This is a genomic window from Sulfurovum iocasae (assembly GCF_047716765.1).
Classification (GTDB): domain Bacteria; phylum Campylobacterota; class Campylobacteria; order Campylobacterales; family Sulfurovaceae; genus Sulfurovum.
Genome location: NZ_CP180410.1, coordinates 1,808,379 through 1,831,457, shown reverse-complemented (window position 1 = coordinate 1,831,457; position 23,079 = coordinate 1,808,379). Strand labels below are relative to the sequence as shown.

Here is a 23,079-nt window from a genome sequence, read left to right as displayed (position 1 = left end):
CCGTAAATACGGGGCATAGATTAGGGGATAGAACTAGGGGATAGAATAAAAAAATCGCTAGAGTTGAGAATGAGAAAAGAAGAGGGTTTTATCTTATAGGATTGAACCAATAAAACACATAATCGACAATATAAAAGGAAAGTATAAATGAAAAATATAACACCTGAACAGTTAGAGGAAATTGAATATTATGCAGAAGACCAATACACGCTAGAAGATTTGTTTGATGAGTTAAATATTTCTAAGAAGCTGATGAAAGATGAACGAGTATTACAAGCATTTGAAAAAGGATTAATAAAACATTATATTTCAATGGCTTCAAGTGGAGTAAGTGATGATGATATTATTGATGATTACCTCATAAGTGCAGAACAATGTGCTTTATGGAGGGAACAGTATAGTGATACAATCAAGAAAGGATTGCAAAAAAAAGAAGATGAAGAGAAACAAGCAACAAGGCAGTTTAGTAGTCCTATACAGAGTGGGATAGTAAATATCATTCTGCAAAATGGGAAAGATATGCCCCCTATCTCACAACAAGTTTTATATGAAGATATTAATAAGATGATACAGAAAATTAAAAGTGGAGATATGGAAACACTACTAACTATGCTTACAACGAACATACTCCAGCTACAACTCTTTAATGGTACGGTAACACAAAACTTGATGGGTGACGCAGGTAAGCAGGTAGATAACTTTAATAAGCTATCCAATATGCAATTGAAAGTTATGCAAGAAACACGAAAAAGCATTATGGCAATCAATGAGATTGCAAACCCAAAACGTACTACATTTATTAAAGAAGCAAATCAAAATAATTTTATTCAAGAAAATTCTGAAAAAAAATCTTTACCACAGAACGAAAAACAGATAGAAGAGGTTGAGATTATTCCATTAAAGGGAAAAAACAATGAATATACACTCTAAAGAATATGCTCAAATGCAACGGGAACGGATACATAAAACTAAACCGTGGCTCAAAACAAAGGGAGCCATTACTCCAGAGGGGAAAGCAATATCTAAAATGAACGCTCTCAAAACTTCACCCGAACTACATCAACTTATGAACGATTATAGAATGTTGATGAACCAGCAAAAAGAACTTGATGAGGTTATATCTTTGAAAACTACCCTCCCATAAATGCCTCTGGAACGCTTTGGGGTGTTGATATTTCCAGAAAAACCAGAAAAAACTTTTAAAAGAATAATCTAACAATACTGTTGATAGAATAAGGAATTATGTTAATCACTTCAATCTACTTTTCCTTATAAAATATTCCATATAGCACATTTTATAAGGTTTTCTATGGGAGGTTACAAAAAAGCGGTCTTTAAACGTCGCTACAGCGAATAACCTTATAAAATATGTTAGATTATAAGGTTTTAAAAGTGGTGATAAACTTTTATTTTATCACCAAGCTCAAAAAAGAAGGTACTGGGATCGGGCTTTACATGGCTTCTACCATCATACAACGTATTTTTCATGGCACTATTACTGTTACCAATAGTGCTAAAGGTGCGAAATTTCTTATAGAAATTCCTCTGCATAGATAGTCATCGACTTTTTATCGACTTCTTTTAATTATCATGTGTGTGAATGTATAGACTTAATTTAAAATGGAGATAGTTATGAAAAAAGGAAGTTCAAAACAGTATTTAAGTTTAGCTACAGCAGTCTGCTTAGCTACCATACCTGTCGTGGCAGATAATCTGACCCGTGCAGCACAAAACCCGATCAGTTCTTTGATCAGTCTACCAATGCAGTTTACTTTTGACAATGGTGCAGAGAATGGAGATGCAAATATTCTCAACGTGCAACCAGTCTACCCGATAACATCCGGTGACTGGAATTATGTGAGCAGAATGATCATTCCCTTAGTGGATGCACCAGGAGCAGTACCCGGGTTGCCGGGTATTCCAAGTTCAGAACCAGGCCCACGTAGTACAGGTTTGGGTGACATCAATTATTCTCTCTTTCTCTCACCTGTAGAAGTGGGTTCTTTTATATGGGGTGGAGGTGTATCAATGGCTATGCCAACGGCCAGTAAAGATACTTTAGGCAGTGGAAAATTTAGTATAGGACCTACTGCGGTTATTTTAAAACAAACAGACTGGGGATCAGTAGGTGTACTTGGACGTCAGATCTGGTCTGTTGCCGGTGACTCTGATCGAAAAGATGTCAGTCAGGCGCTCGTGGAACCTTTCATTAGCTACAACCTTGAAGGAGGCTGGTATCTTAGCTCTGATATGATTTGGATAGCTAACTGGAAGGCGGATTCTGGTAATCAATGGACGATACCTCTGGGTGGTGGTTTTGGTAGGATATTCAAGATCGGTGATCAGTCAGTCAACTCTAAACTGGAAGCATATACAAATGTTGTAAAACCTGACGGTGCACCTGACTGGAACCTGCGATTTGTATTTCAGTTTCTTTTCCCTAAATAGTAATATGATTTAAAGATACATATAAAGAGTGAGGTATTAAATGGTCTATGTGTGGGATACATTACCACTTTTTATCTGCTTACAATCATCGTCCATCGTCAAAATACTACCTGTGGGTATCACTTATGCGCTAATAAACGATTAGCTAAAAAACTAACTATGAACAAAATCGATTAGGAGATAGTAATGAACAAAATTTTTAAGATCAGCATTGTTGCAACATCATTTTTAACTTTTGCAGTGCATCAAGTTAATGCCGGCGATGCAAAACCGAACAGCATGGATAAATTCCCCACCGACCCTGCGGCACAAGTCACTCTTATGAACTTCTTCCACCCTCCTTATAATGAATGGGCTTTCCGAAACGCCGGAGTCCAATCGACTTTGATGGTTCCCCGGGGCGGCGATATTGTGATGTTGCCCTCCAAAGCAAATACTAAGATCGCGGCGCTTAAGTTTGAATGGGATGGTAAGCCATACACAGTTCGCAATGCTATGGTTGGTGATCATACAGATGGGATCATCGTCATAAAAGGCGGAGAGATTGCTTATGAAGAATACTTTGGGGATTTCACAGAGCGTGATCAGCATATTTGGGCATCAAGCACCAAGTCGTTAATTGGCATGAGCACTGGCATCCTCGTCGCTCAAGGTAAGCTTGATGTCTCAAAGAAGGTGGGGTTCTATTTGCCGGAACTACGCGACAAATATTTTGGTCAGCGTACAGTCCGCCAAGTGCTCAACATGATTTCGGCACTTGGTTACATCGAGGATTATGAGAACTTCACACCCGTAACAATCAGTACAGAGTATATCAGGCGTCTCGGTCTTGTTCCGGCCTTTGATCTCATGACACTGGACCCAAAAAAGGACGATACTCCTCGTGGATTAAGAAGCCTTGCGGCACGCTTCAAAGGCAACCCCAATCTGAAGCCTGGAGAGAAGTTCGAGTATCACTCACCGAATGTTGACATTATAGGCTGGCTCATCAATCGCATCACTGGTAAACCGCTGCAAACGTTCATCGCTGACAACGTTTGGAACAAGTTGGGAGTTGAACACGATGCATTCTTTTTAGCTGACACAGAATTTAAGGCCATGGGGACAGGTGGATTCAACACAACTCTGCGCGACGCTGCACGGGTTGGGCTTGCGGTATTGAACAACGGAGCATACAACGGACATCAAGTGTTTCCTGAAAAATGGGTAAAGGATACGTTCACTCTGTCGGATGCAGACCGTCTTCATGTCGCAAGAAGTAGTTTCAAAGACAAAGAAGGATCAGGATTCGACCCTTCGTTGGAAGGCTACAAGAACTTTCTTTGGGTACATGATTCAAAGAAAAAGATTGCAACTTTTAGAGGTGTGTTTGGTCAAATGATTTACATCAACCAAGATGCTGATGTGGTCATCGCTACGTTTTCTTCAGCCCTCCGTGCAGCTAACGGGAGTCGGGAAACCAACAAGCCACGCATGGCGGCTTTTAAGGCTATCGCGGATTATCTGAAAAAATAGTGACGCATAAGCCAACCAATCGTTTCACGCGAACTTGCTAAAGTTCGCCGTGAACCTTACGTTACGAACTTTTTATAGAAATTCCTCTTAAAATATAATCCATCGACTTTTTATCGACTTTTTTTTGTTAATGTTTAATTAGTGAATTGATGGTGAATTATCAATACATAAAAAGCAATGGCGGACAAAGTGTTTGCCCAATAAACCAAATCCTATAGGAAATGAATTGATGAAAAAAACACATTTAATAATGCGACTACGCCTTGTATCGCTTTTCGGTCTTTGTGCGATAACTATTTTCGCTTCAACGGCATTCGCACAGTCTGCCGATGAAGATGTCGTCATTGTTGCCAACGGTAACATCCTGACCATGAATCCCGATCAGCCGACTGCATCCGCGATGGCCGTCAAAGACGGGAAGATTCTCGCGGTCGGTAACCTCGCGGCAGTGAAGAAGATCGTGGGCAAGAGCTACGAATACATTGATCTGGAAGGCCATACCGTGGTCCCCGGATTTATCGAGAGCCACGACCACATCATCTTGTACGGATCCGTATTGACCTTGTTGGATATCTCGCCGTATGTCACACCGTCCTTGAAGGACGCCCTGCACAAACTGAAGACAGAGGGTAAGCCCGATGAGGACGGATGGATTTACGGATTCGGGGCAGACGCGACGCTCTACACGGAGAAGCGCGGTCCGACAATTCAGGAGCTGGACGAGCTATTCCCCGACCGGCCGGTATGCATACCTCACCTGAGCGGACATGCGGCCTATGTGAACAGTAAGGCGCTCGAGGCGGTGGGCGTCACAAAGGACACGCCGAATCCGAAGGGCGGTGAATTCGAAAAGGACAAGAACGGCGAACTGACCGGCTATCTCAAGGGAATGCCCGCCTGGACCATGGTCGGGAAATTACCTCCCTCCACAAAGGAAACTGCACTCAATTCAGCCAGGCTGCATGCCAAACGCGGATTCACGTCGGTGACTGAGCTGGCGATCCTCGCCCCGCGAATGGCCATGCTCATGGAAGATGTCACTCGCAGTGGAGACTTCCCGGTGCGTATGTACGGCGGGATGTTCGTTACCATGCCGGGCTTGGACGAAGTTGCACCACAGATCAAGAATTACGAGACCGATCTCTTCAAGATAAAGTATATCAAGACCTGGACGGACGGTTCCACCCAGGGCGGAACGGGTTACTTCAAGGAGCCCTATTACAAGCTGGATGCCGACACGAAGAAGGGCGCTCGTGGAACACAGGAGCAGTTCAACGAGGAGTTGACCAAAATTCTGCAGCTTGGCTTCGCCCCCGCGGTCCATGCGAATGGTGATGCCGCCATGGATCTGGCGCTCAATGCCATCGATTACGCCCGGAAGAAGACCGGGAAAACAGACATCAGGCCACACCTGATCCATTGCCAGTATGTGCGCCCGGATCAGTTCGACCGAATCCAGAAGATGGGCAATATCGGTATGACCTTCATGATTCCGCATGTTTATTTCTGGGGTGACATGCACCGTGATTTTCTGCTCGGCCCAGAGAGAGCACCGATGATTAACTCGGTGAAGAGTGCCATAGAGCGGGATATCCCCTACGCCCTCCATAACGATTCGCCGGTCAGTCCACCGAATGCGCTGCTTAACATGTGGACCGCCGTAAACCGTCTGACCTTATCGGGCAAGGTGCTCGGGCCCGAACAGCGCATCACACCGGAGCAGGCCTTGCTTGCCTACACCCGGGAGGCAGCAATTGTTCTCGGCATCGAAGATGAGGTCGGAACCCTCGAACCGGGCAAGTATGCCGACTTTGTCGTCCTCTCCAAGAATCCCCTGGAAGTTGATCCGATGAAGATCAAGGACATCAGGGTCGAGGCAACGGTGATGAATGGGGAAATTACCTTTTTTGTCCAGGAACCGGGAAGCTGCCAGCACCAGCACCAGTAGCGGAAGAAAGATGCAGCTGGATTTACCATAAAATATATGCATTGGTGTGAACAAGCGGTTTCAACTGGCGGCGCTGACGCACCGCAGCTGAACCGTGTCGTTACCTGCAATATATACACCCTCCATTCCCTTGCCTATACACACGTTGCACGTGGGAATGCATACCAAAATATAAAAAAGCGATGGATGTGCTTGAAAAAACAATTTTAAACTAAACTCTATTTTCTTTCTGAGAGAAGGAAAGGTTGTAAAAGCAGGAGGTTAATCTCCTGCATATAAGTTTTTTATCGGCTTTTTTTCATTATAATTAGTATAAAGGTGGTGGTTTCGGAAGAGCATTTAAGGTTGGTGATCAGACAATTCTTTCCCGCCTTGAAGCCTATGCAATGTTGAAAGACCTGAGGGTGCTCCTGATTATTCGGTCAGTTTCACCGTCCAGTTTGTCTTTCCAAAATAGTATTTATCCGATACGGTAAAAGTAGGTTATCAATCAATAAAAAGGAGCACTATTATGCAGGGAAAACCACAATTTGACTGGCGTTTAAAGTTGGGGCTAGCCATGTTGGCTCTCAGTATTATTCTTCCCCTTGTCGGACTGCCGCTGGTCGCATCCATGAACTTGTCTGCAACCATGAGCACAACTGTTTCCGGAGGATTATTGGTGGCAGCGGAATTGCTGGGTGTCGCTGCGATCGCAGTGATGGGAAAAGATGGATATCTTTTTATCAAAGAGCGTCTGTTTGGCTTTTTAAAACAGTATGGGCCAGCGGATAAAGTGGGTAAGACACGCTATCGTATAGGACTGCTGATGTTTTTTATACCATTGTTGTTTGGATGGATCTCTCCGTACCTGATCCCGCTTGTAACAGATCAGGGAGAGTTGTCCCTGGCTTATGCTGTTTTGGGAGATATACTCTTTTTGGCAAGCTTGTTTGTACTCGGAGGTGATTTCTGGGATAAGGTACGTGCACTTTTTGACCAGAATGCAAATATCGACAAGATATAACAGGGAATAAAAACTTTATTCCGAAATACTCTTTTTCACATCGAGCATAGGCTGCTGCCCGACTTTGAACATGCCTCTTCTGGGGTTGTCCATGTCTTCTATGAGCGCAAAAACAACGGTAAATGCCAGTATCAGAGGGATGATCGCAATATATCTTTTTGGACCGTTTACCCCGTTTTGGATACCGCTCATCAGTATGCCCAATGAGCCTACTATAAAAAGCATCAACCAGATATTTCCGGCGATCCGGTTGTAGATAGAAGCGGCGACACGATTGCTGTGCATGTCAAATACTTCATTCAGAGATTCTATGACCAATTTTGTGGCTGCATCATTTGCCTCTTTGGAAGCTGTTACTGCTTCATCCCATAACAGATCCTGAAGTTCAAGTGATCTTGCCAGGTACTCTGTTGCTTCATCTTCCATAGCCGCAGCGATCTTCAGCCGAACATCGGTATATTCTCTTAACAGATCTTTTATTCTGGACTTATAGGGATCTTGTAAAAGATCTGCCCTGAGATGCGCAGTTCCTATGGCATTGGCTTCAAGAAGTACATTCTGTTTCCGTGTATCAAGTTTTTGTGCTGACAAGTTGAATGTAAAAGCGATCAGAAATGCAAACAGACCCAGTATTCCAGCCGTTGCAGGAGAGATCACAGCATCACTTTTTTTTACATTATTGTAGTCCCTGCGTTTTCCGATCAGATATCCCAACTCAAAGAAAAGCAGGAAAATGAGAAAAGTGATGATATCCAATAAAAAGGTAGGTATAGTGTCAAGCAATTGAATTCCTTTTTATTGAATACAGCATAATTATATATGTATAAATGATACCATATTGCAACTTTACACAAGAAGAAATAGAAAATAGAAAAAGACAATTTTGCACATATAATTGTGATATACTAAAGGATGATACTTTAAAAAAAGGGAGTATTTTAGATGTTCAAACAGCTATTTAAAACAATCACTTTCTTACTGATCTCAGCTATGTTTCTTTCGCTTCTCCACGCAGAAACAATCCAAATAGACAAAGAGGACAATAATGATGAAGCGTAGGATAGCATTTACACAGGAGCAGAGATGAAATTGAAGATGATCCGATGTTTTGGCAAAGTTGGTCCTGTTCGGGCAATAGTTCTGCTGTTATTCCTCTTGCTTGCCGGATGTACAACCTCTCCTACTCCCCAGACTGAATCAATGGATTACCGCGCACGTGCTGAAACTCAGATCGATAGGGGTGTTAAGGTCTCCGCTGTCGTATTGAGCCCTGAAGAGACAAAGAAGAGCTTTGAAATACCGCTTGCAAAAAAAGGAGTTCAGCCCATCTGGCTCGAGATAGAGAACACTGAAGACAAAGAGTTCTACTTAATGCTACTGAGCATCGATCCGGACTATTTCTCGCCATCGGAGGTTGCCTGGATGTTCCGCTCATACGGCGAGAGCAACCTGGATGACGAGGAGGGCCTGAAGGAAAAAGGCAGCCTTGGCGACAAGATAGACATGTTTATGGACAGACATATACCGATTGTTGTGCTACCGCGCAGCACAGTTTCGGGCTATGTCTACACGAATCTTGACCCGGGCCGCAAGGCTTTTGAAGTTACGCTTTTTGGAGATAACGAGGCGCGGCGGTTTGAGTTTGTCCAGCTTGTACCAGGTTTTAAGGCGGACTTCATGCGCGTGGACTTCGATCGACTATACACAAAAAATGAGCTTCAGGACCTTGATCTTGAAGGACTGCGTCATTACCTCGAAACACTACCGTGCTGTGTATTGGGTGGTGATAAAGAAACAGCGGGCGATCCTCTCAATCTTGTGATTGTCGGTGATGGTACACATGTACTTGCGACCTTGGCGCGCCGGGGTTGGGATCTCACTGAGACGATGCATGGCGCTAGCATGTTGAATACAGCTATTTCGTCTGTATTCGGATCGAAATACCGAACATCTCCCGTCTCTCCTCTCTATCTCTTTGATCGACCGCAGGACATTGCACTGCAGAAGTCCCGAAGTACCGTAGACGAACGCAACCATCTGCGGCTTTGGCGTGCACCAGTGACCCTGAATGGGAAGAAGGTCTTTGTGGGTCAGATCAGTCGCGACATAGGCATTAAATTTTCCAGCAAGACTATCATTACACACAAGATAGATCCTGTAGTAGATGAAGCACGCCTGTACATTACCATGGATATTGCAGCCTCCCAGACCTTACGGGCGGTAGGTTACGTTAAGGGTGTCGGTTACTCTGACCGCAAAGCACCTCGGTTCAACTACACTGAGGATCCTTTTTATACTGACGGCTTGAGGGTAGTACTCATCCTTGGTGAAGATCGACTTTCTCTTGATAGTATTAAGGACTTGCCATGGGAGCGAGCAACGGAGGGAAAACAAAACAAAGAAGATATAAAATAAGACTAAATGAGTTAAAATAACAATACAAATCTCCCTTTAGGTAGAAAATAGAAAACCTTATAAAATATATAAATTTATAAGGTTTTAGGAAACTATATCTAAGCTATTCCTAGTGCTTTTTTGAAAAAATCTATTTGATCATAGTATTGGTATTTCCGACCGTCTGTAGCTGTTATATATATTGTTGAACGACCTTCTTCTCCCATTATAAAATAAGATACAATCGCTGAAATGTTAAGCATAACCTCTTTACCTGGTTTTCCCTCATCAAATTCTAAAACTTCTATAAACTTCATTTAATTTCCCTTTGTTAATTTTGGTAGAAAAAGTATAGCAGATTTATATCAATGTATGACAATTTAACATTGAATTGAGCACTTCTTCATATCTATGTCACAATGCTCAAATGAAAACAAATGAATACCTCCAAAAAGTAAGTAAACGAGGAGTGAAAACCTTATAAAATATATAAATTTATAAGGTTTTTATTACTCATTTAGAATACTTGAATACTCCTATAGTGACAAACGTTATATACTATGTTAGATTATAATGTGTATAGAATGTGAAAATATTTAACATCTTTTGTTGACTTTATTCTAAAATAAGATTACACTTTAAGTATCATAAAATTACATAAAAGAATAGTGCGATGATAAAAAATAATTCAATGCTTCTTTCTGGCGGAGCTATGCGTTTAGATTTTGATAAATAGCCGACATCGTAATTAAGGAATGAAAATTTCACCTTTCACAATTGTAAAAGCAGTTTTGATCGGACTGCTTTCCATCTTTTTGATACTGTTTCTAGTCTTTGGCAGCTGGGTACTCTGGGAGCGAAACCGTGATGCGCTTGCAGCCATCAATTTTTACTCCGGTAAAGTTGAACTCTCACATGATACTACCTATAACTTATCATTTGAAGAGCTTCCTGAACGAACATACCGTCATATTGCATTGACAACGGAGTATCTGGGAAATATCGAAGCGTATATCTCTGAGCCGAAAGTTATTCCTGTGGAAGGGCTTCCTGTAATCATTATTATGGGTGGTCTTAAAGTTGATGCAGATATTTTTAGACTGATCCTCGATCCGGGAGAAAATATTTATGTCATCTTTAAATATCCCTACACTCCGGAGTACTGGTATGAGGGTGTACCTATTGTCGAGATCCCCGTGATCAGAAAATCGGTATTGAGTGTTCCGTCTCAGGCACTGAGCTTACATGAGTGGGTGTCTAAACAGCCGTGGGCAGAGAAAGAGCGTGTTACATTTGCAGGTTTCAGCTTTGGTGCGATGTTTTTGCCGGCGGTCTACCATCTGGCTGATAGCCATGATGAAGTGCTAAATGCCGGTGTCATCGCCTATGCGGGTGCAGATATATCTGACCTTCTCTACACGAATATGGAAAAAATTGATTCGCCGTGGCGCTCACTGGGGGCATGGCTTGGTGAAACGGCTATCTATGGTATAGAGCCGGCACGCCATCTACCCTATATGAATAATGAATTTTTGCTTATTAACGGGACGAGAGATCATCAGGTCTCAACATATAGCTGGGAAAAGCTGCATCAATTGATACCGCAACCCAAAACGGTTGTGATTCTTAATGAGGGGCATATGCATCCCCGTAAACCTGAATTGACCAAAAAACTGGTCAAGATTTGCAGGGAGTGGCTGAGGGAAAGAGGATTGATCAATTAGCGGGCATTAAAGTCTGCAAAGATCTGCAGATGATCTGAATAGACTTTCCCCAGATGATGTTTCTGATGTTTTCTACTCTGCTGCCAACGGAAGAGTGCACGATTATGAAAAAGCTAGTCGCATATAAAATTGTCAAAACCTTATAAAATATATAACTTTATAAGGTTTTCTATCGCAAAAATTTTCTAATATTTTTTCAATGTTATGACCCATTTTTTGACCCAAAAAAAGACCCACGTTTGTCCTAAAATTTTCATTAAACCTTTATTTATAATGCGTACATGAAATTTTGTAGAATTCTATAGAAAAAAATATTATTAAAGTATTTCTTATTGAGCGATCAACGTCCAATCTGTATAGTAAGTAAAAATATATATTATATATCATAATATAATATATATCACAATAAAAGGGATAAGAAATGAAAAAACAATTTCTTGTGGCATGTAGTGCATTTTTGCTCGGTGCTTGTACCTCTTCAACTGTTAGTCATAACAACTACGTACATAAAGGTATCAATTTTGGTTCTGATAGAGATACAGATTTTAAAAAGGGTGTACGAGATGCCTGCCGACCAATTGGTTGTGACTATACTAAAGACCACAATAAACTTAGAAATAATGAAAGTTATCGTCTTGGCTGGCAAGAGGGTCAATTAAAGTGTAAGGGTAAAGGAAATCAAACACAAGGATTTTGAAATGCTCTTAACTAATTAGGGGTATATCAAAAATGTCTTCTTCTCCAAACCTTATAAAATATATAAATTTATAAGGTTATCATTTTTCAAAGAATGCTCATTATGTTAATCGCCAATCTTCGGTGGGAACGGCACTTTAAGTTTAAAAGCTATTTTGCTAAACTTAAACAGTTTTAGAGAAGCCCTTAAATAGGGGTTTAGTGGTTTAAGAATAGATATTTTAGAGAGAAAACTTAAAGTAAAAAAATTCAAGGAATATAATATAGTAGGCGGTGAATGGTTTAGGGGGTGTTGATATTTCCAGTCTGTCAAGATTACTTAACAAGGAAAGCAGCCCGGCAAACAGAACCCCTCTTGTTTTGGCTATAGGAGAATTGAACCCAGTTCCACTTTACGGAATTTAATTGAACTATGTTATACTAACTAATAATCAAAGCCCTAAAAATCGTTACCTATTGGAACACACTTAAAATTTTAGGGTACTATTTAGGGGTATATTTGTCTTATACCCTTTCAGAGCCCGTAATAGAGAAAGGTTGGGTTGATATGAAAGAGATCGAACGTAAATATCTACTGAACAGATCCATTTTGGAATACTTGGATAAAACTTCTACAAGCCATAAAAATATAACCCAATTTTATACAAAAGTAACACCTAATAAGAGTTTGCGTTTTCGAAAATATGGTAGTCAGTACTATAAGTGTATCAAGTATGGTACAGGGGGTGTTCGGGAGGAGATCGAAGAAAAGGTTTCCCAAAAAGTGTATAAAAAAAACCTCAAAAAGCGCATCGGCAGGAGTATCAAAAAAATACGTAATCTTTTTAAACTAGACAGTTATGAATATAGTGTTGATGTTTACAAAAAACAGTTAGAGAACCTCTATGTCATGGAGGTTGAGTTTGAGAGTATAGCAGCGTATGAAAATTTTGTATTGCCTTCTACACTTAAAGTATATGTTGAAAAAGAGGTAACAGATGATGAAACCTATAAAAATAAGAATTTAGCGCTTTTCGGTTTGCCGTATACAAAAAATGAAGATAAAGAGAATGGTAGTGTTGATATTTTAATGCATATTTTTGGAAAATTACTGGATGACATCTACTTCTATCGAGGAAAATTGCTTACAGGTGGAGATGATGAAGATCTGCATCAGTTGCGGATCGCATGCAGAAGGTCAGTTGTTCTGATGGGAGAGTTTAGACTTCTTTATGAGGAAGAGAGCCTTTTAGAGCATAGAAGAGGGCTTAAAAATCTTATAAACATTAGTAATACCAAGAGGGATATGGATGTCCTGATAAGTGAGCTTACCAAGATAGAAGGAGAGATAGAAGTGTCTCTCTATCAGGAAGTGTTAGCGCTTTTGAGAGAGCGTGTGGAGGTGATACTTCAAAGAGAGCATGCATCGATCATAACCTATTTGCAAAGCGAAATATGCACAAACGTTTTAATGGCGTGGAAAAACTATATTACAGACACGAACAGAACAAATATTTTTATCTATGGGAAATACTCTATAGATTCACTTTCGAAGTATGTGATCTTTCAACGGTTTTTAAAGATCAAAAAGCGGATCAAACTGCTTGATCCCAAACATGATGCAAGTGAAACGTTACACAAATTACGTATCGAATACAAGAAAATGCGTTATTTGCTGGAGACTTTTGGATATTTGTATGAAAAAAAAGAGATCAAAAAACTGCTTAAAGAGATGAAAAAACTTCAAAATGTATTAGGGCTCTTTCACGACAGTCATCAGCAAAAAATGATCTTTGAAGGGTTGTTAAAAACGGAGGAGAATGAAAGGGTACAAGTTTTCATTAAAGAAATACTTCTCTCTGATTTGAAAGCATATCAGAAAAAAGAGATTTTTAAAATTCAACAACTATTAAATGGATTTTTGAAAAAAGAGGAAGCGTACAGGAAGATCTTTGCCTGATTCTTTTAGCTTATGTACTATTCCGGTGTATTGTAAGCCCGGTCTCCGGCATCTCCCAAGCCAGGATAGATAAACATATTCCCATTAAGTTTTTCATCCACCTGTGCAATGTACATTTCGATATCCGGGTGTTTTTGCGCCAGGACGGCAATTCCTTCCGGAGATCCGATAATGTTGAGTGAGATGATCTTTTTAGGTGATTTAGCTTTGATGACAGCTATCGCATCACACAATGACCCACCCGTAGCCACCATAGGATCAACGATGATCACGGTTTTACTTTCACATGAGGGTATTCGGTCATAGTAAATAACACTCTGATGGGTCTTTTCATCACGCTTTATCGCTAAAAAACCGGAAGATGCTTTGGGAAAAAGTGCAGTGACAGACTCGATCATCGGCAGTCCTGCACGTAAAATGGTAACAAAAAGCAGATCTTCCTCTTTAATGAAGTCAAATGAGTTTTTACCTTGCCATGTATCGATCTCACACTGTTGAAGTGGTTCGGAGGCGAGGGCCTCATAGGCAAGCAAGCGTGCAAGTTCATGCACGATATGGCGAAAACGTAATGCATCTGTTTTGGTTTCTCGTAAGTGGTTTAGTAAGGTTTTTGCAACGGGATTGGATAATTCATGAATCATAATATACCTTTTTACTTGGAATAGAATCTTTTGTACTTTATTATACCTACTTGTTTTGAGTTATGCTAAAATAAGAGTATATAAGCCCATAAAGGTTAGATAATGCCAAGAAAAAAAGCCAAAGAGAGTGTAAAAGTATATAAATCAAAAATTAGCTTTGATGATATCGTCGGGCATAAACAGATCAAAAAACGTCTTAAAGCGATCATTAAGATCGTAAAGAATCCAAAAAAACTTGAACGCTTTGATACGCCTGTTCCCAAAGGTTTGCTTATCTATGGTCCTGTCAGTGTAGGTAAAAGTATGCTTGCAAAAGCGTTTGCCAAAGAGGCAGGGATGTCATATTATGAGATATCCGGCTCTAAACTTTTTGAACTTGCTCATATCAAAGAGGTGTATAAGACAGCTTCACAACATGCACCCTGTGTCGTGATCCTTGAAGATATAGATATCAAAGGGATCATACAGGGTGCTATCACTAATGTTTCATTTTCAGATATTGCCAAAGTATTGGAGTCTACTGAGGCTATGGTATTTACTATAGCTACAGCTGAGAGCCTTGATGCAGTCGATCCAGTCTTGACCTCACCACAAAAACTTGATTTTTTATTGGAAGTTACTAAACTAGATAAGGATGCAAGAAGATTTTTCATAGAAAAGATCATGGAAAAACCACATGATCCGAAGATCAATGTTGAGCGCATTGTGCGTTATATTACCGGTATGAGTGCATTGGAGCTTGAAAGACTAGGGCGTATGGCTGCACTTCATGTTGTTGAAGAGGAAAAAGAAGAGATCACAGAAGAGATACTGATAGAACAGATCAACATCATTAAGTATGGACATAAGATTGAAAAACAGATGGTAAAAAACCTTGAAGAGGAACTCAAAATGACAGCCTATCATGAAGCATCGCATGCTGTGCTTTCCTCCCTTCTTTTGCCACATATCAAGATAGAGCAGGTGACGATAGCCCCTAGAAGTAAAATGCTTGGTTTTGTTTCATACAATGCTGATGATGAGTTATCTAATGTTACAAAAGAGGAGCTGTTCAATGATGTCTGTGTATTGCTTGCCGGGCGTGTTGCAAAGATCAAAAAAGCGGGGAGTGAACATATGGACAGTGGTGCGGTCAATGATCTCTCACAAGCCTCACTACAAGTCTACGCAGCTATCACAAACCTCGGTATGGACAAAGAGTTAGGATTTATCAATATTGACTCTATCGCTGTATTAGATAACTATTTTTTAAGTCAGCAGATTGAAAAAAGATTTTTACACTGGATGGATGTAGCAAAAAAACATACAGATAAACTAGTAGAGGAGCACTGGGGTATTATAGAAGCATTAGCTTTTAAACTGATAGAACAGGAGATTGTTGAAAGTGATGAACTCTCTAGAATCATCGGTGAGAAAAAGATTTCACATAAGATCCCGGATAGCCTATAATAGGAGAAAGTGATGAAACATAAAATAGCACTCTTACTATTGTTTTTAACTGTTTCGCTTTTTAGTGATACGAAGGAACGCTATTACGAAAAAGCCAGAAAAAATATGGTGAAGATTATTGAAGAAGAGGTAGATGATACGGAGTGGTATACAGGAAAGTCAACGCTGGCAAAAGCAACGAAAAATGCGATGGAAAGTGTAAAAAGGCATGAATTCGTACCGCTTCTCAGCCGTTTGAACGCCTACGAGAACAGACCGCTCTCCATCGGTTACAGCCAGACGATATCACAGCCCTATATCGTCGCCATTATGACTGATCTGCTTGATTTGAAACACTCGGATAGGGTGTTGGAGATTGGAACAGGTTCCGCTTATCAGGCCGCTGTGCTCGCAAAGATCGTTAAAGAGGTCTATACCATAGAGGTGATCGATGAACTCGGTGTTGCTGCCGCAAAGAGACTTGAAAAACTTGGATATAAAAATATAAATACACGCATAGGCGACGGATATTACGGCTGGAAAGAACATGCGCCCTATGATGCCATCATAGTGACTGCCGCCGCCGGCAACATTCCTCCTCCGCTTCTTAAACAGCTAAAACCCGGAGGGAAAATGATAATACCTGTCAAAAGCTATTTTCATGTGCAGCATCTCATCCTGGTATCCAAAGATGAAAGGGGCACTGTCAGCACCCGTCAGATCATGCCCGTGATATTTGTACCGCTTACCGGAAAGCATTGATACTATGAAGCGCACGCCGTATCTCTCTATCGCCCTGATCTCTGCTTCGGCGCTTTCCTATGAGATACTGCTGATGAAATTGTTTTCTATCATACAGTGGCACCATTTTGCTTATATGATCATTAGTCTTGCACTGCTTGGATACGGGGCAAGCGGTACATTCTTGGCACTTTTCCGTGAGAGGTTGCAGCCATATTTTTCCTACGCTTATCTCGGCAATATTATACTTTTCGGTCTCTCGTCAATTTTCTGTTTTATCGCTGCCCAGCAGATACCTTTTAATCCGCTGGAGATCTTATGGGAGATGAAGCAGCTCTTTTGGATGTTCGGGCTCTATCTGCTTCTGACACTTCCTTTCTTTTTTGCGGCTAATGCGATCGGTCTGGCATTTATCTACGATAAAACAGCGATCTCCGGAGTGTATGCGGCAGATCTACTCGGTGCAGGTCTTGGCAGTCTTGGTATCCTTTCACTTTTATACCTCTTCTTTCCGGCCTCCATTTTGCAGTTCATCGCTTTGGCAGCAATTATTGCAGCGCTCATCGGTTTCAAAGAACTGTCACTCAAACCAAACACGGGAGCAGTGCTGCTTTTTGTACTATCGTTTTTAGCCATTGTGCTCTTGGGAAGAGTAAACACGCTGAATATCAACGAATATAAAGATTTGAGCCAGACCCTCCGAATACCAGGAACACAGATTGTAGAAGAGCGCTCTTCACCGCTTGGGATGCTCTCTGTTGTGCAGAGCCCGGATGTTCCTTTTCGCCACGTTCCGGGACTGAGCATGGCTTCTGAAGTCGAACCTCCGCAGCAGCTTGGTGTCTTTACGAACGGCGACGGGATGAGTGCCATTACAAAATATCCTGACAATATAGATAAACTTGGCTATCTCGATTATCAGACTTCCGCACTTGCTTACCATCTTGGCAATCCGGATAAGGTTCTTATCCTCGGTGCCGGCGGAGGCTCAGATATACTTCAGGCACTTTACCATGAGACCAAAAAGATTGACGCCGTGGAGATCGATCCTCAGATGGTAGATCTTATTGGAACGAAGTATACTGAATTTGCCGGAGATATCTATGCCATGGAGAGTGTAAAGGTTCATACTGCAGAGGCAAGAGGTTTTGTAGCTTCATCCAAAGAGAAGTATGATCTGATTCAGATGGCGATGGTGGACTCGTTCGGGGCTTCATCGGCAGGGCTTCAGTCATTGAGTGAAAACTATCTCTATACGGTAGAAGCACTTCAGCTCTATCTGCAACATCTCAAACCTAAGGGTTATCTCTCTTTCACACGATGGTTGAAGCTTCCACCAAGAGATACGCTCAAACTTTTTGTGACAGCCATCGAGGCGCTGGAGCGTAACGGTGTAGAAGATCCGAAAAAGCATCTTGTTTTGATTAGGGGTTTGCAGACAAGTACGCTACTCATCAAAAACGGTATTTTCAGTTCTGCAGAGATCACAGAGCTAAAACGCTTCTGTAATAAACGCTTTTTTGACATAGCTTACTATTTCGGTCTTCCAAAATCTGAAACAAACCGTTACAATATTCTAGATAAACCCTATTTCTTCCAGGGAACGCAAGCCCTTTTTGAAAACAGGGAAGAGTACTACCGTAACTATAAATTCGACATCAGACCCGCATCCGATGATAGGCCCTATTTTTACCATTTCTTCAAGTGGGAGACGCTTGGAGAGATCTTATCGCTTCGTGGAAGCGGAGGGTTGCATCTTCTGGAATGGGGATATCTGGTACTGGTTGCAGCACTGTTGCAGGCTGTTGTTGCCAGTATTGTGTTGATACTTTTGCCACTTATTCGGTATAGAAAAGCTGAGCAAAATACGATGGCAACCAGCAAAAAGAGGGTACTTGTCTACTTTTTTGCTTTGGGGCTGGGTTTTCTGTTTTTAGAGATCTATTTTATTCAGCGTTTTATTCTCTTCCTGAGCCACCCGCTTTATACGATAGCTGTAGTCTTAAGTTCTTTTTTGATCTTTGCAGGGCTTGGCAGCAACTACTCAAAACACCTTGCAGCACTCAAAGGATATAGAAAAAGTGCACGTTACGGGATCGTTGGTATTTTTGTTTTCGGTCTCTTTTATGTTTTGACGCTTGACCACATCTTTGGCTTTTTGCTGACACAGACAGATTCTATAAAGATAGCTGTTTCTGTGGTACTCATTGCCCCTTTGGCCTTTGCGATGGGGATGCCTTTTCCTATGGGGCTCTCTGAGCTTGGCAACCACTCTGAGTCTTTGATCCCCTGGGCATGGGGTGTTAACGGATGTGCTTCTGTCATCAGCGCCGTTGCTGCAACGCTTGTTGCGATCCATTTTGGATTTACCGTCGTGATGGTAATGGCTTTGCTTTTTTACCTGGCAGCCTACCTCTCGTTCCCAGGTCAAATAAAGGTGCCCTAAAGGAATAAAATGGATATAAAAGAGCATGACATTCTTAGCAAAAATCTTCTGAAATCTTTGGAAACAGATGGGGATACGCAGCTTATCCAGACTCATATCTCTACGATAATTTTGAGCGGTGAGCTGGTATATAAGCTGAAAAAACCGGTTGATTTTGGTTTTTTGGACTACTCGACACTGGATAAACGGCATAAAAACTGTCTTGAAGAGGTACGTATCAATGAAGGTTTTGCACCAAAACTTTATCTGGGCGTTATACCGATAACCGGTACGATCGAAGATCCCCGGATCGATGGTGAAGGAAGGGTGTTGGATTATGCTGTTAAAATGCACCGGTTTGCCCAGAGTGATCAGCTTGACAATATAGTCGAACAAGAAGGTATTGAAATCGAATCGATGGATAAGATCGCAAAGGTTATCGCCTATTTTCATAAAGAGTCAGTCCCTGTCGATGCGGCAAGTGATTACGGGGAGCCGCAGCGGGTGCTTTCACCTATGCTGGAGAATTTTGATCTACTTCAAAGGGTAGCGGCTGAACATGCATTCTATTCGGAACTGGCTTCTGTCATAGCATGGACTCATAAGCAGTTTGAGAACCTAAAACCGCTGTTGCAACGCCGTAAAAAAGAGGGGTTTGTCCGCGAGTGTCATGGGGATATGCACCTGCACAATATGGCACTGCATGAGGGTGAGTTGATTTTGTTTGATGCGATAGAGTTCAACACTTATCTAAACCATATTGATGTGATCAGCGATCTGGCATTTTTGCTGATGGACCTGGAGTATCGTGGACTGGTCAACCACAGCCGCAGGCTTTTAAACCATTATCTGGAGTTGACCGGTGATTATGGGGGAGTAGCTCTGCTGGACTTTTATAAGACCTACCGTGCTATGGTCCGGGCCAAAGTGGCAGCACTGAGAGTTGCTCAGGAGATGGAACCGGATGAGCGCAGAGCGGTGATGGATGAAGTGATCCGCTATATTGATCTGGCACTAAGCTATACAGAGGGAAAAGAGGCGTTTTTGGCTATCATGCATGGTTTTTCAGGGTCTGGGAAAAGTACCTGTGCATTGATGATGGTTGAAGAGTATGGGGCACTGCGCATCCGTTCGGATGTGGAGCGGATACGGATGTTTGAAAGAAGTGACGGGAATGTTTTGGAAGAGGGAATATATACACCTGATGCTACCAAAGCAACGTATGAACGTCTTCTTGAATTGGCTATCTCTGTTTATGAAGGTTGCTATCCGGTCATTGTGGATGCAACATTTTTGAAGCAGTGGCAGCGCCGGCTTTTTTTGGAACTCTCTTCTGAAGTCGAAGTTCCTTTTTTGATATTCGATCTGCAGTGCGATACGAAAATAATGCGTAACAGGATCGTAGAACGCTCCGGTGCCGGTACGGATGTTTCCGAAGCGGACCTGGACGTGCTTGAGAAGCAGATGCAAACAGCTGAGCCTCTCTCAAATAAGGAGATGGAAATCTGCTTTGTGGTTGATTGCAGCAGTATGGAATCGATAAAAAGAGCTATTACTGCTCATCCTGCTTTAACTGGTACATGATATTGCCAGCCGTAAATACATAAAATGTGCTTATCGGGAAGCCTGAGGAGTGTATTGCACCTGCACTCCAGGTATTGCAGTTATTGAACAGATGAAACGTCCCTTCTGCATGATAGAATCTGCTTGTTCCATAGAGACCGCTTCCCAGTTTGATGATCTGTTTTTTCTCGTCCAAAGCAAAACTGTTATCGATGAACTCGACCAGTCTGATAAAACCTGTTTTGGACAGTTTTAACTGAACGACTTCACTGTTGGAAAAATATGCTACAGGATCTGTCTGGAGTGCAGCCACATGTAGAACCGAGTCGGTAGGCCAAAACAGTGCTCTAATGCCCATCCAGAGCGTATTTTTCTCCGTTTGATAATAGTTCTCATCTCCCCATCCTATCTCCAAATACCGGGCACTTTTAAAATCATCAAATGAATGCATATAAGGGTCTGCATCTTTTTTGGATAATACAATGCCTGTGTGCAATCCATGATTGACGATGTATACCGTTTTATTATCGGTTCGATTTGGATCCGGTGGATAGAATGCACTAACAGGTTTTGCACAACCGGTCAATAGGGCGATAGAAAAGATTATCAGGCTTGTCAATATGCTTTGCAGATAATGGTTGTATTCCATAAGAGACCTTTGTTCAATTATTAGACTTCTTTTAAAACTCTATTATACCTTTTTCATTAGGTTAGATCTTATAGGTTAGATCTTAACAGAGCCACGCTTTTATTAAGCACTGTGTTGAAATCCAAAGGTAGCTCAAAAGGGAGATTATCTTTTTAAAGCGTTGATGGAGGGAAACAGTATTATTGTCGAAAGATATCGGTTTGTTTTATGCAACATCCTAATAGGATACATTTCGATTTGTAGTATAATAGTTTAAATGAACACATATTAAAAAAGGAGACAGTATGACATATGACGAAAAAGTTTGGTTGAAACAGTATGATAAAGGCGTTTCCTCTACTGTTGAATACCCCAAAGTACCTCTTTATACTTTTTTGGAGCAAGCGGCTTCCAAATATCCTCAAAACAGGGCGCTCTCCTATTTGGGGAACGATATACCTTATGCCGATCTGGATAGCCTGGTAAACAAAGTGGCGAACAGCCTTATAAAGCTAGGTGTTAAAAAAGGTGATCGGGTGGCGCTCTATCTTGCTAATACGCCTCAGTTTATCATCGCGTTGTACGGTGTTTTAAAAATAGGAGCCATCGCCATTCCCGTCAATCCCCTCTATCAAGCAGCTGAAGTGGCATACGAACTGAAAGATTCTGGTGCAAAGACGGTTATCGTCATGAGCCGTTTTTATCCACTTATACAAGAAGTTCGTGAAGAGACGGAACTTGAAAACGTCATTGTAACCAATGTCAAAGCCTACTTCCCGTTTTTCACCAGACTCATGTTTACCCTTTTGAAAGAGAAAGAGGATCGGGTGACCATAGATACGGTGGATCATTGGCTGGAAACATTGATGGAGGAGAGCGATGATAAAAGACCTGATGTAGAGGTCGATGCTGAAGATGTCGCGCTGTTGCAATATACCAGTGGAACAACTGGTACGCCAAAGGGTGTTATGCTCACTCATTACAATCTTGTTGTCAATGCACTCCAATGCAGAAACTGGGTAACGGATACAGTTGAAGGTGAAGAACGTGTGCTTGGCTGGCTCCCTTTCTTTCACAGCTTCGGCATGACCGCCTGCCTTAGTTTTACGATGAGTTGTGCAGGTACGCTGGTATTGGTTCCCAACCCAAGGGATCTGGGTTACATCCTTAAAACCATCGAAAAAGAGAAGATCACGATCATGCCCGGTGTTCCTACGATGTATGCCGCACTGGGTAATTACAAGAGCGTTTCGAAGTATGACCTTAGTTCAATCAGGGCGTGTATCAGCGGTGGGGCTCCATTGATGGAGAGTGTCAAAAAGCGATTCATTGATATGACAGGATCAAAACTGGTAGAGGGATATGGGCTCTCTGAAGCGTCCCCGGTAACACATGCCAACCCGATAAATGGTATTAACAAGGCTGATTCGATCGGTATACCGATGTCGGACACGTTGTGTAGAATCGTTGATCTTGAAAGTGGGAAAGAAGAGGTGGAGATCGGCAAAGAGGGTGAACTGATCGTTAAGGCCCCTCAGTTGATGAAAGGGTACTGGAATCAGCCCGAGATGACGCGTGAAGCGATAAGGGAGGGATGGCTCTATACCGGTGATGTTGTAAAGATGGATGAAGATGGCTATTTCCACGTCGTAGACAGGAAAAAAGATATCATTATTGTCAAAGGATTCAACGTCTCTCCGACGGAAGTGGAAAAAGTGATCTGCACTCATCCCAAAGTGGAAGAGGCCGCGGTAGTAGGAGTACCTCATGAGTACAAGGGTGAAGTGATCAAAGCGTATGTAGTCCTCAAAGAGGGTGAAGCGGTTGAAAAGTACGAGATCATCGAATATCTCAGAAACCGAATCGCGCGATTCAAAGTCCCCTCATCGATCGAATTTGTGGAGTCACTGCCCAAAAATGTTATGGGAAAACTGCTGCGGCGCCTGTTGCTGGAGCAGGAGATGAAAAAACGCACAGAGTAAT

General features: G+C 41.8%; 20 protein-coding genes. 16 read left to right on the top strand and 4 right to left on the bottom strand.

Annotated elements, in window-relative coordinates; all coding sequences use genetic code 11:
- Nucleotides 1-147 precede the first annotated feature (147 nt).
- The 7 genes from ACLHDG_RS08930 to ACLHDG_RS08900 all read left to right on the top strand — a co-directional run bounded on the left by ACLHDG_RS08930 (nt 148) and on the right by ACLHDG_RS08900 (nt 6,917).
- On the top strand, nt 148-930 hold the full coding sequence (locus ACLHDG_RS08930; RefSeq protein WP_415405878.1) for a hypothetical protein: 783 nt from the start codon (nt 148-150) through the stop codon (nt 928-930).
- Entirely contained in the window at nt 914-1,144 is a 231-nt protein-coding gene (locus ACLHDG_RS08925) for a hypothetical protein (RefSeq protein WP_415405877.1), read from the top strand. The genes ACLHDG_RS08930 and ACLHDG_RS08925 overlap by 17 nt, the downstream gene beginning before the upstream one ends.
- A gap of 224 nt (nt 1,145-1,368) precedes the next feature.
- Nucleotides 1,369-1,557, top strand: a complete 189-nt coding sequence (locus ACLHDG_RS08920; RefSeq protein ID WP_415405876.1) for a hypothetical protein — start codon at nt 1,369-1,371, stop codon at nt 1,555-1,557.
- A 75-nt stretch (nt 1,558-1,632) separates the two neighbouring features.
- Complete coding sequence (locus tag ACLHDG_RS08915) at nt 1,633-2,448, top strand: hypothetical protein (RefSeq protein WP_415405875.1); 816 nt, start codon at nt 1,633-1,635, stop codon at nt 2,446-2,448.
- A 186-nt stretch (nt 2,449-2,634) separates the two neighbouring features.
- Nucleotides 2,635-3,963 (top strand): serine hydrolase domain-containing protein, encoded by a 1,329-nt coding sequence (locus ACLHDG_RS08910; protein ID WP_415405874.1) that lies wholly within the window; start codon nt 2,635-2,637, stop codon nt 3,961-3,963.
- A 229-nt stretch (nt 3,964-4,192) separates the two neighbouring features.
- Nucleotides 4,193-5,911 (top strand): amidohydrolase, encoded by a 1,719-nt coding sequence (locus tag ACLHDG_RS08905; RefSeq protein ID WP_415405873.1) that lies wholly within the window; start codon nt 4,193-4,195, stop codon nt 5,909-5,911.
- A gap of 511 nt (nt 5,912-6,422) precedes the next feature.
- A complete protein-coding gene (locus ACLHDG_RS08900) occupies nt 6,423-6,917 on the top strand; it encodes a transporter suffix domain-containing protein (protein WP_415405872.1) in 495 nt (164 codons plus the stop codon).
- Between the two features lie 15 nt (nt 6,918-6,932).
- Here ACLHDG_RS08900 and ACLHDG_RS08895 read toward each other — a convergent pair whose 3' ends face one another.
- Entirely contained in the window at nt 6,933-7,700 is a 768-nt protein-coding gene (locus tag ACLHDG_RS08895; protein WP_415405871.1) for a hypothetical protein, read from the bottom strand.
- An 894-nt stretch (nt 7,701-8,594) separates the two neighbouring features.
- On the opposite strand from ACLHDG_RS08895, the gene ACLHDG_RS08890 reads away from it, so the two are divergent.
- The gene (locus ACLHDG_RS08890; RefSeq protein ID WP_415405870.1) at nt 8,595-9,332 is read left to right on the top strand and encodes an LssY C-terminal domain-containing protein; all 738 of its coding nucleotides are present in this window, start codon (nt 8,595-8,597) and stop codon (nt 9,330-9,332) included.
- Nucleotides 9,333-9,430: 98 nt separating this feature from the next.
- Here ACLHDG_RS08890 and ACLHDG_RS08885 read toward each other — a convergent pair whose 3' ends face one another.
- The gene (locus ACLHDG_RS08885; RefSeq protein ID WP_415405869.1) at nt 9,431-9,628 is read right to left on the bottom strand and encodes a hypothetical protein; all 198 of its coding nucleotides are present in this window, start codon (nt 9,626-9,628) and stop codon (nt 9,431-9,433) included.
- Between the two features lie 438 nt (nt 9,629-10,066).
- On the opposite strand from ACLHDG_RS08885, the gene ACLHDG_RS08880 reads away from it, so the two are divergent.
- The 3 genes from ACLHDG_RS08880 (at nt 10,067) to ACLHDG_RS08870 (ending at nt 13,670) form a co-directional block, all read left to right on the top strand.
- Nucleotides 10,067-11,035, top strand: a complete 969-nt coding sequence (locus ACLHDG_RS08880; RefSeq protein ID WP_415405868.1) for an alpha/beta fold hydrolase — start codon at nt 10,067-10,069, stop codon at nt 11,033-11,035.
- Nucleotides 11,036-11,456: 421 nt separating this feature from the next.
- Nucleotides 11,457-11,732, top strand: a complete 276-nt coding sequence (locus ACLHDG_RS08875; RefSeq protein WP_415405867.1) for a hypothetical protein — start codon at nt 11,457-11,459, stop codon at nt 11,730-11,732.
- A 546-nt stretch (nt 11,733-12,278) separates the two neighbouring features.
- Nucleotides 12,279-13,670 (top strand): CHAD domain-containing protein, encoded by a 1,392-nt coding sequence (locus ACLHDG_RS08870; RefSeq protein ID WP_415405866.1) that lies wholly within the window; start codon nt 12,279-12,281, stop codon nt 13,668-13,670.
- A gap of 17 nt (nt 13,671-13,687) precedes the next feature.
- On the opposite strand, the gene upp is transcribed toward ACLHDG_RS08870, so the two are convergent.
- A complete protein-coding gene (gene upp / locus ACLHDG_RS08865; RefSeq protein ID WP_415405865.1) occupies nt 13,688-14,311 on the bottom strand; it encodes a uracil phosphoribosyltransferase in 624 nt (207 codons plus the stop codon).
- A 102-nt stretch (nt 14,312-14,413) separates the two neighbouring features.
- Between upp and ACLHDG_RS08860 the strand changes: the two genes are divergently transcribed.
- Genes ACLHDG_RS08860 through ACLHDG_RS08845 form a run of 4 tightly spaced genes read left to right on the top strand, consistent with a single transcriptional unit; the run spans nt 14,414 to nt 20,489 of the window.
- Nucleotides 14,414-15,760 carry an AAA family ATPase gene (locus ACLHDG_RS08860; RefSeq protein ID WP_415405864.1) on the top strand — a complete coding sequence of 449 codons (1,347 nt, stop codon included), beginning with the start codon at nt 14,414-14,416 and terminating at the stop codon, nt 15,758-15,760.
- A 12-nt stretch (nt 15,761-15,772) separates the two neighbouring features.
- Nucleotides 15,773-16,501 carry a protein-L-isoaspartate(D-aspartate) O-methyltransferase gene (locus tag ACLHDG_RS08855; RefSeq protein ID WP_415405863.1) on the top strand — a complete coding sequence of 243 codons (729 nt, stop codon included), beginning with the start codon at nt 15,773-15,775 and terminating at the stop codon, nt 16,499-16,501.
- A 4-nt stretch (nt 16,502-16,505) separates the two neighbouring features.
- On the top strand, nt 16,506-18,926 hold the full coding sequence (locus ACLHDG_RS08850) for a spermidine synthase (RefSeq protein ID WP_415405862.1): 2,421 nt from the start codon (nt 16,506-16,508) through the stop codon (nt 18,924-18,926).
- A 9-nt stretch (nt 18,927-18,935) separates the two neighbouring features.
- The gene (locus ACLHDG_RS08845; RefSeq protein ID WP_415405861.1) at nt 18,936-20,489 is read left to right on the top strand and encodes an AAA family ATPase; all 1,554 of its coding nucleotides are present in this window, start codon (nt 18,936-18,938) and stop codon (nt 20,487-20,489) included.
- Here the strand turns inward: ACLHDG_RS08845 and ACLHDG_RS08840 are convergent.
- Nucleotides 20,458-21,117 (bottom strand): DUF2459 domain-containing protein, encoded by a 660-nt coding sequence (locus tag ACLHDG_RS08840; protein ID WP_415405860.1) that lies wholly within the window; start codon nt 21,115-21,117, stop codon nt 20,458-20,460. The genes ACLHDG_RS08845 and ACLHDG_RS08840 overlap by 32 nt on opposite strands.
- A gap of 284 nt (nt 21,118-21,401) precedes the next feature.
- Here ACLHDG_RS08840 and ACLHDG_RS08835 point away from each other — a divergent pair, with 284 nt between their 5' ends.
- Nucleotides 21,402-23,078 carry a long-chain-fatty-acid--CoA ligase gene (locus tag ACLHDG_RS08835; protein ID WP_415405859.1) on the top strand — a complete coding sequence of 559 codons (1,677 nt, stop codon included), beginning with the start codon at nt 21,402-21,404 and terminating at the stop codon, nt 23,076-23,078.
- The last annotated feature ends 1 nt before the right edge of the window (nt 23,079 follow it).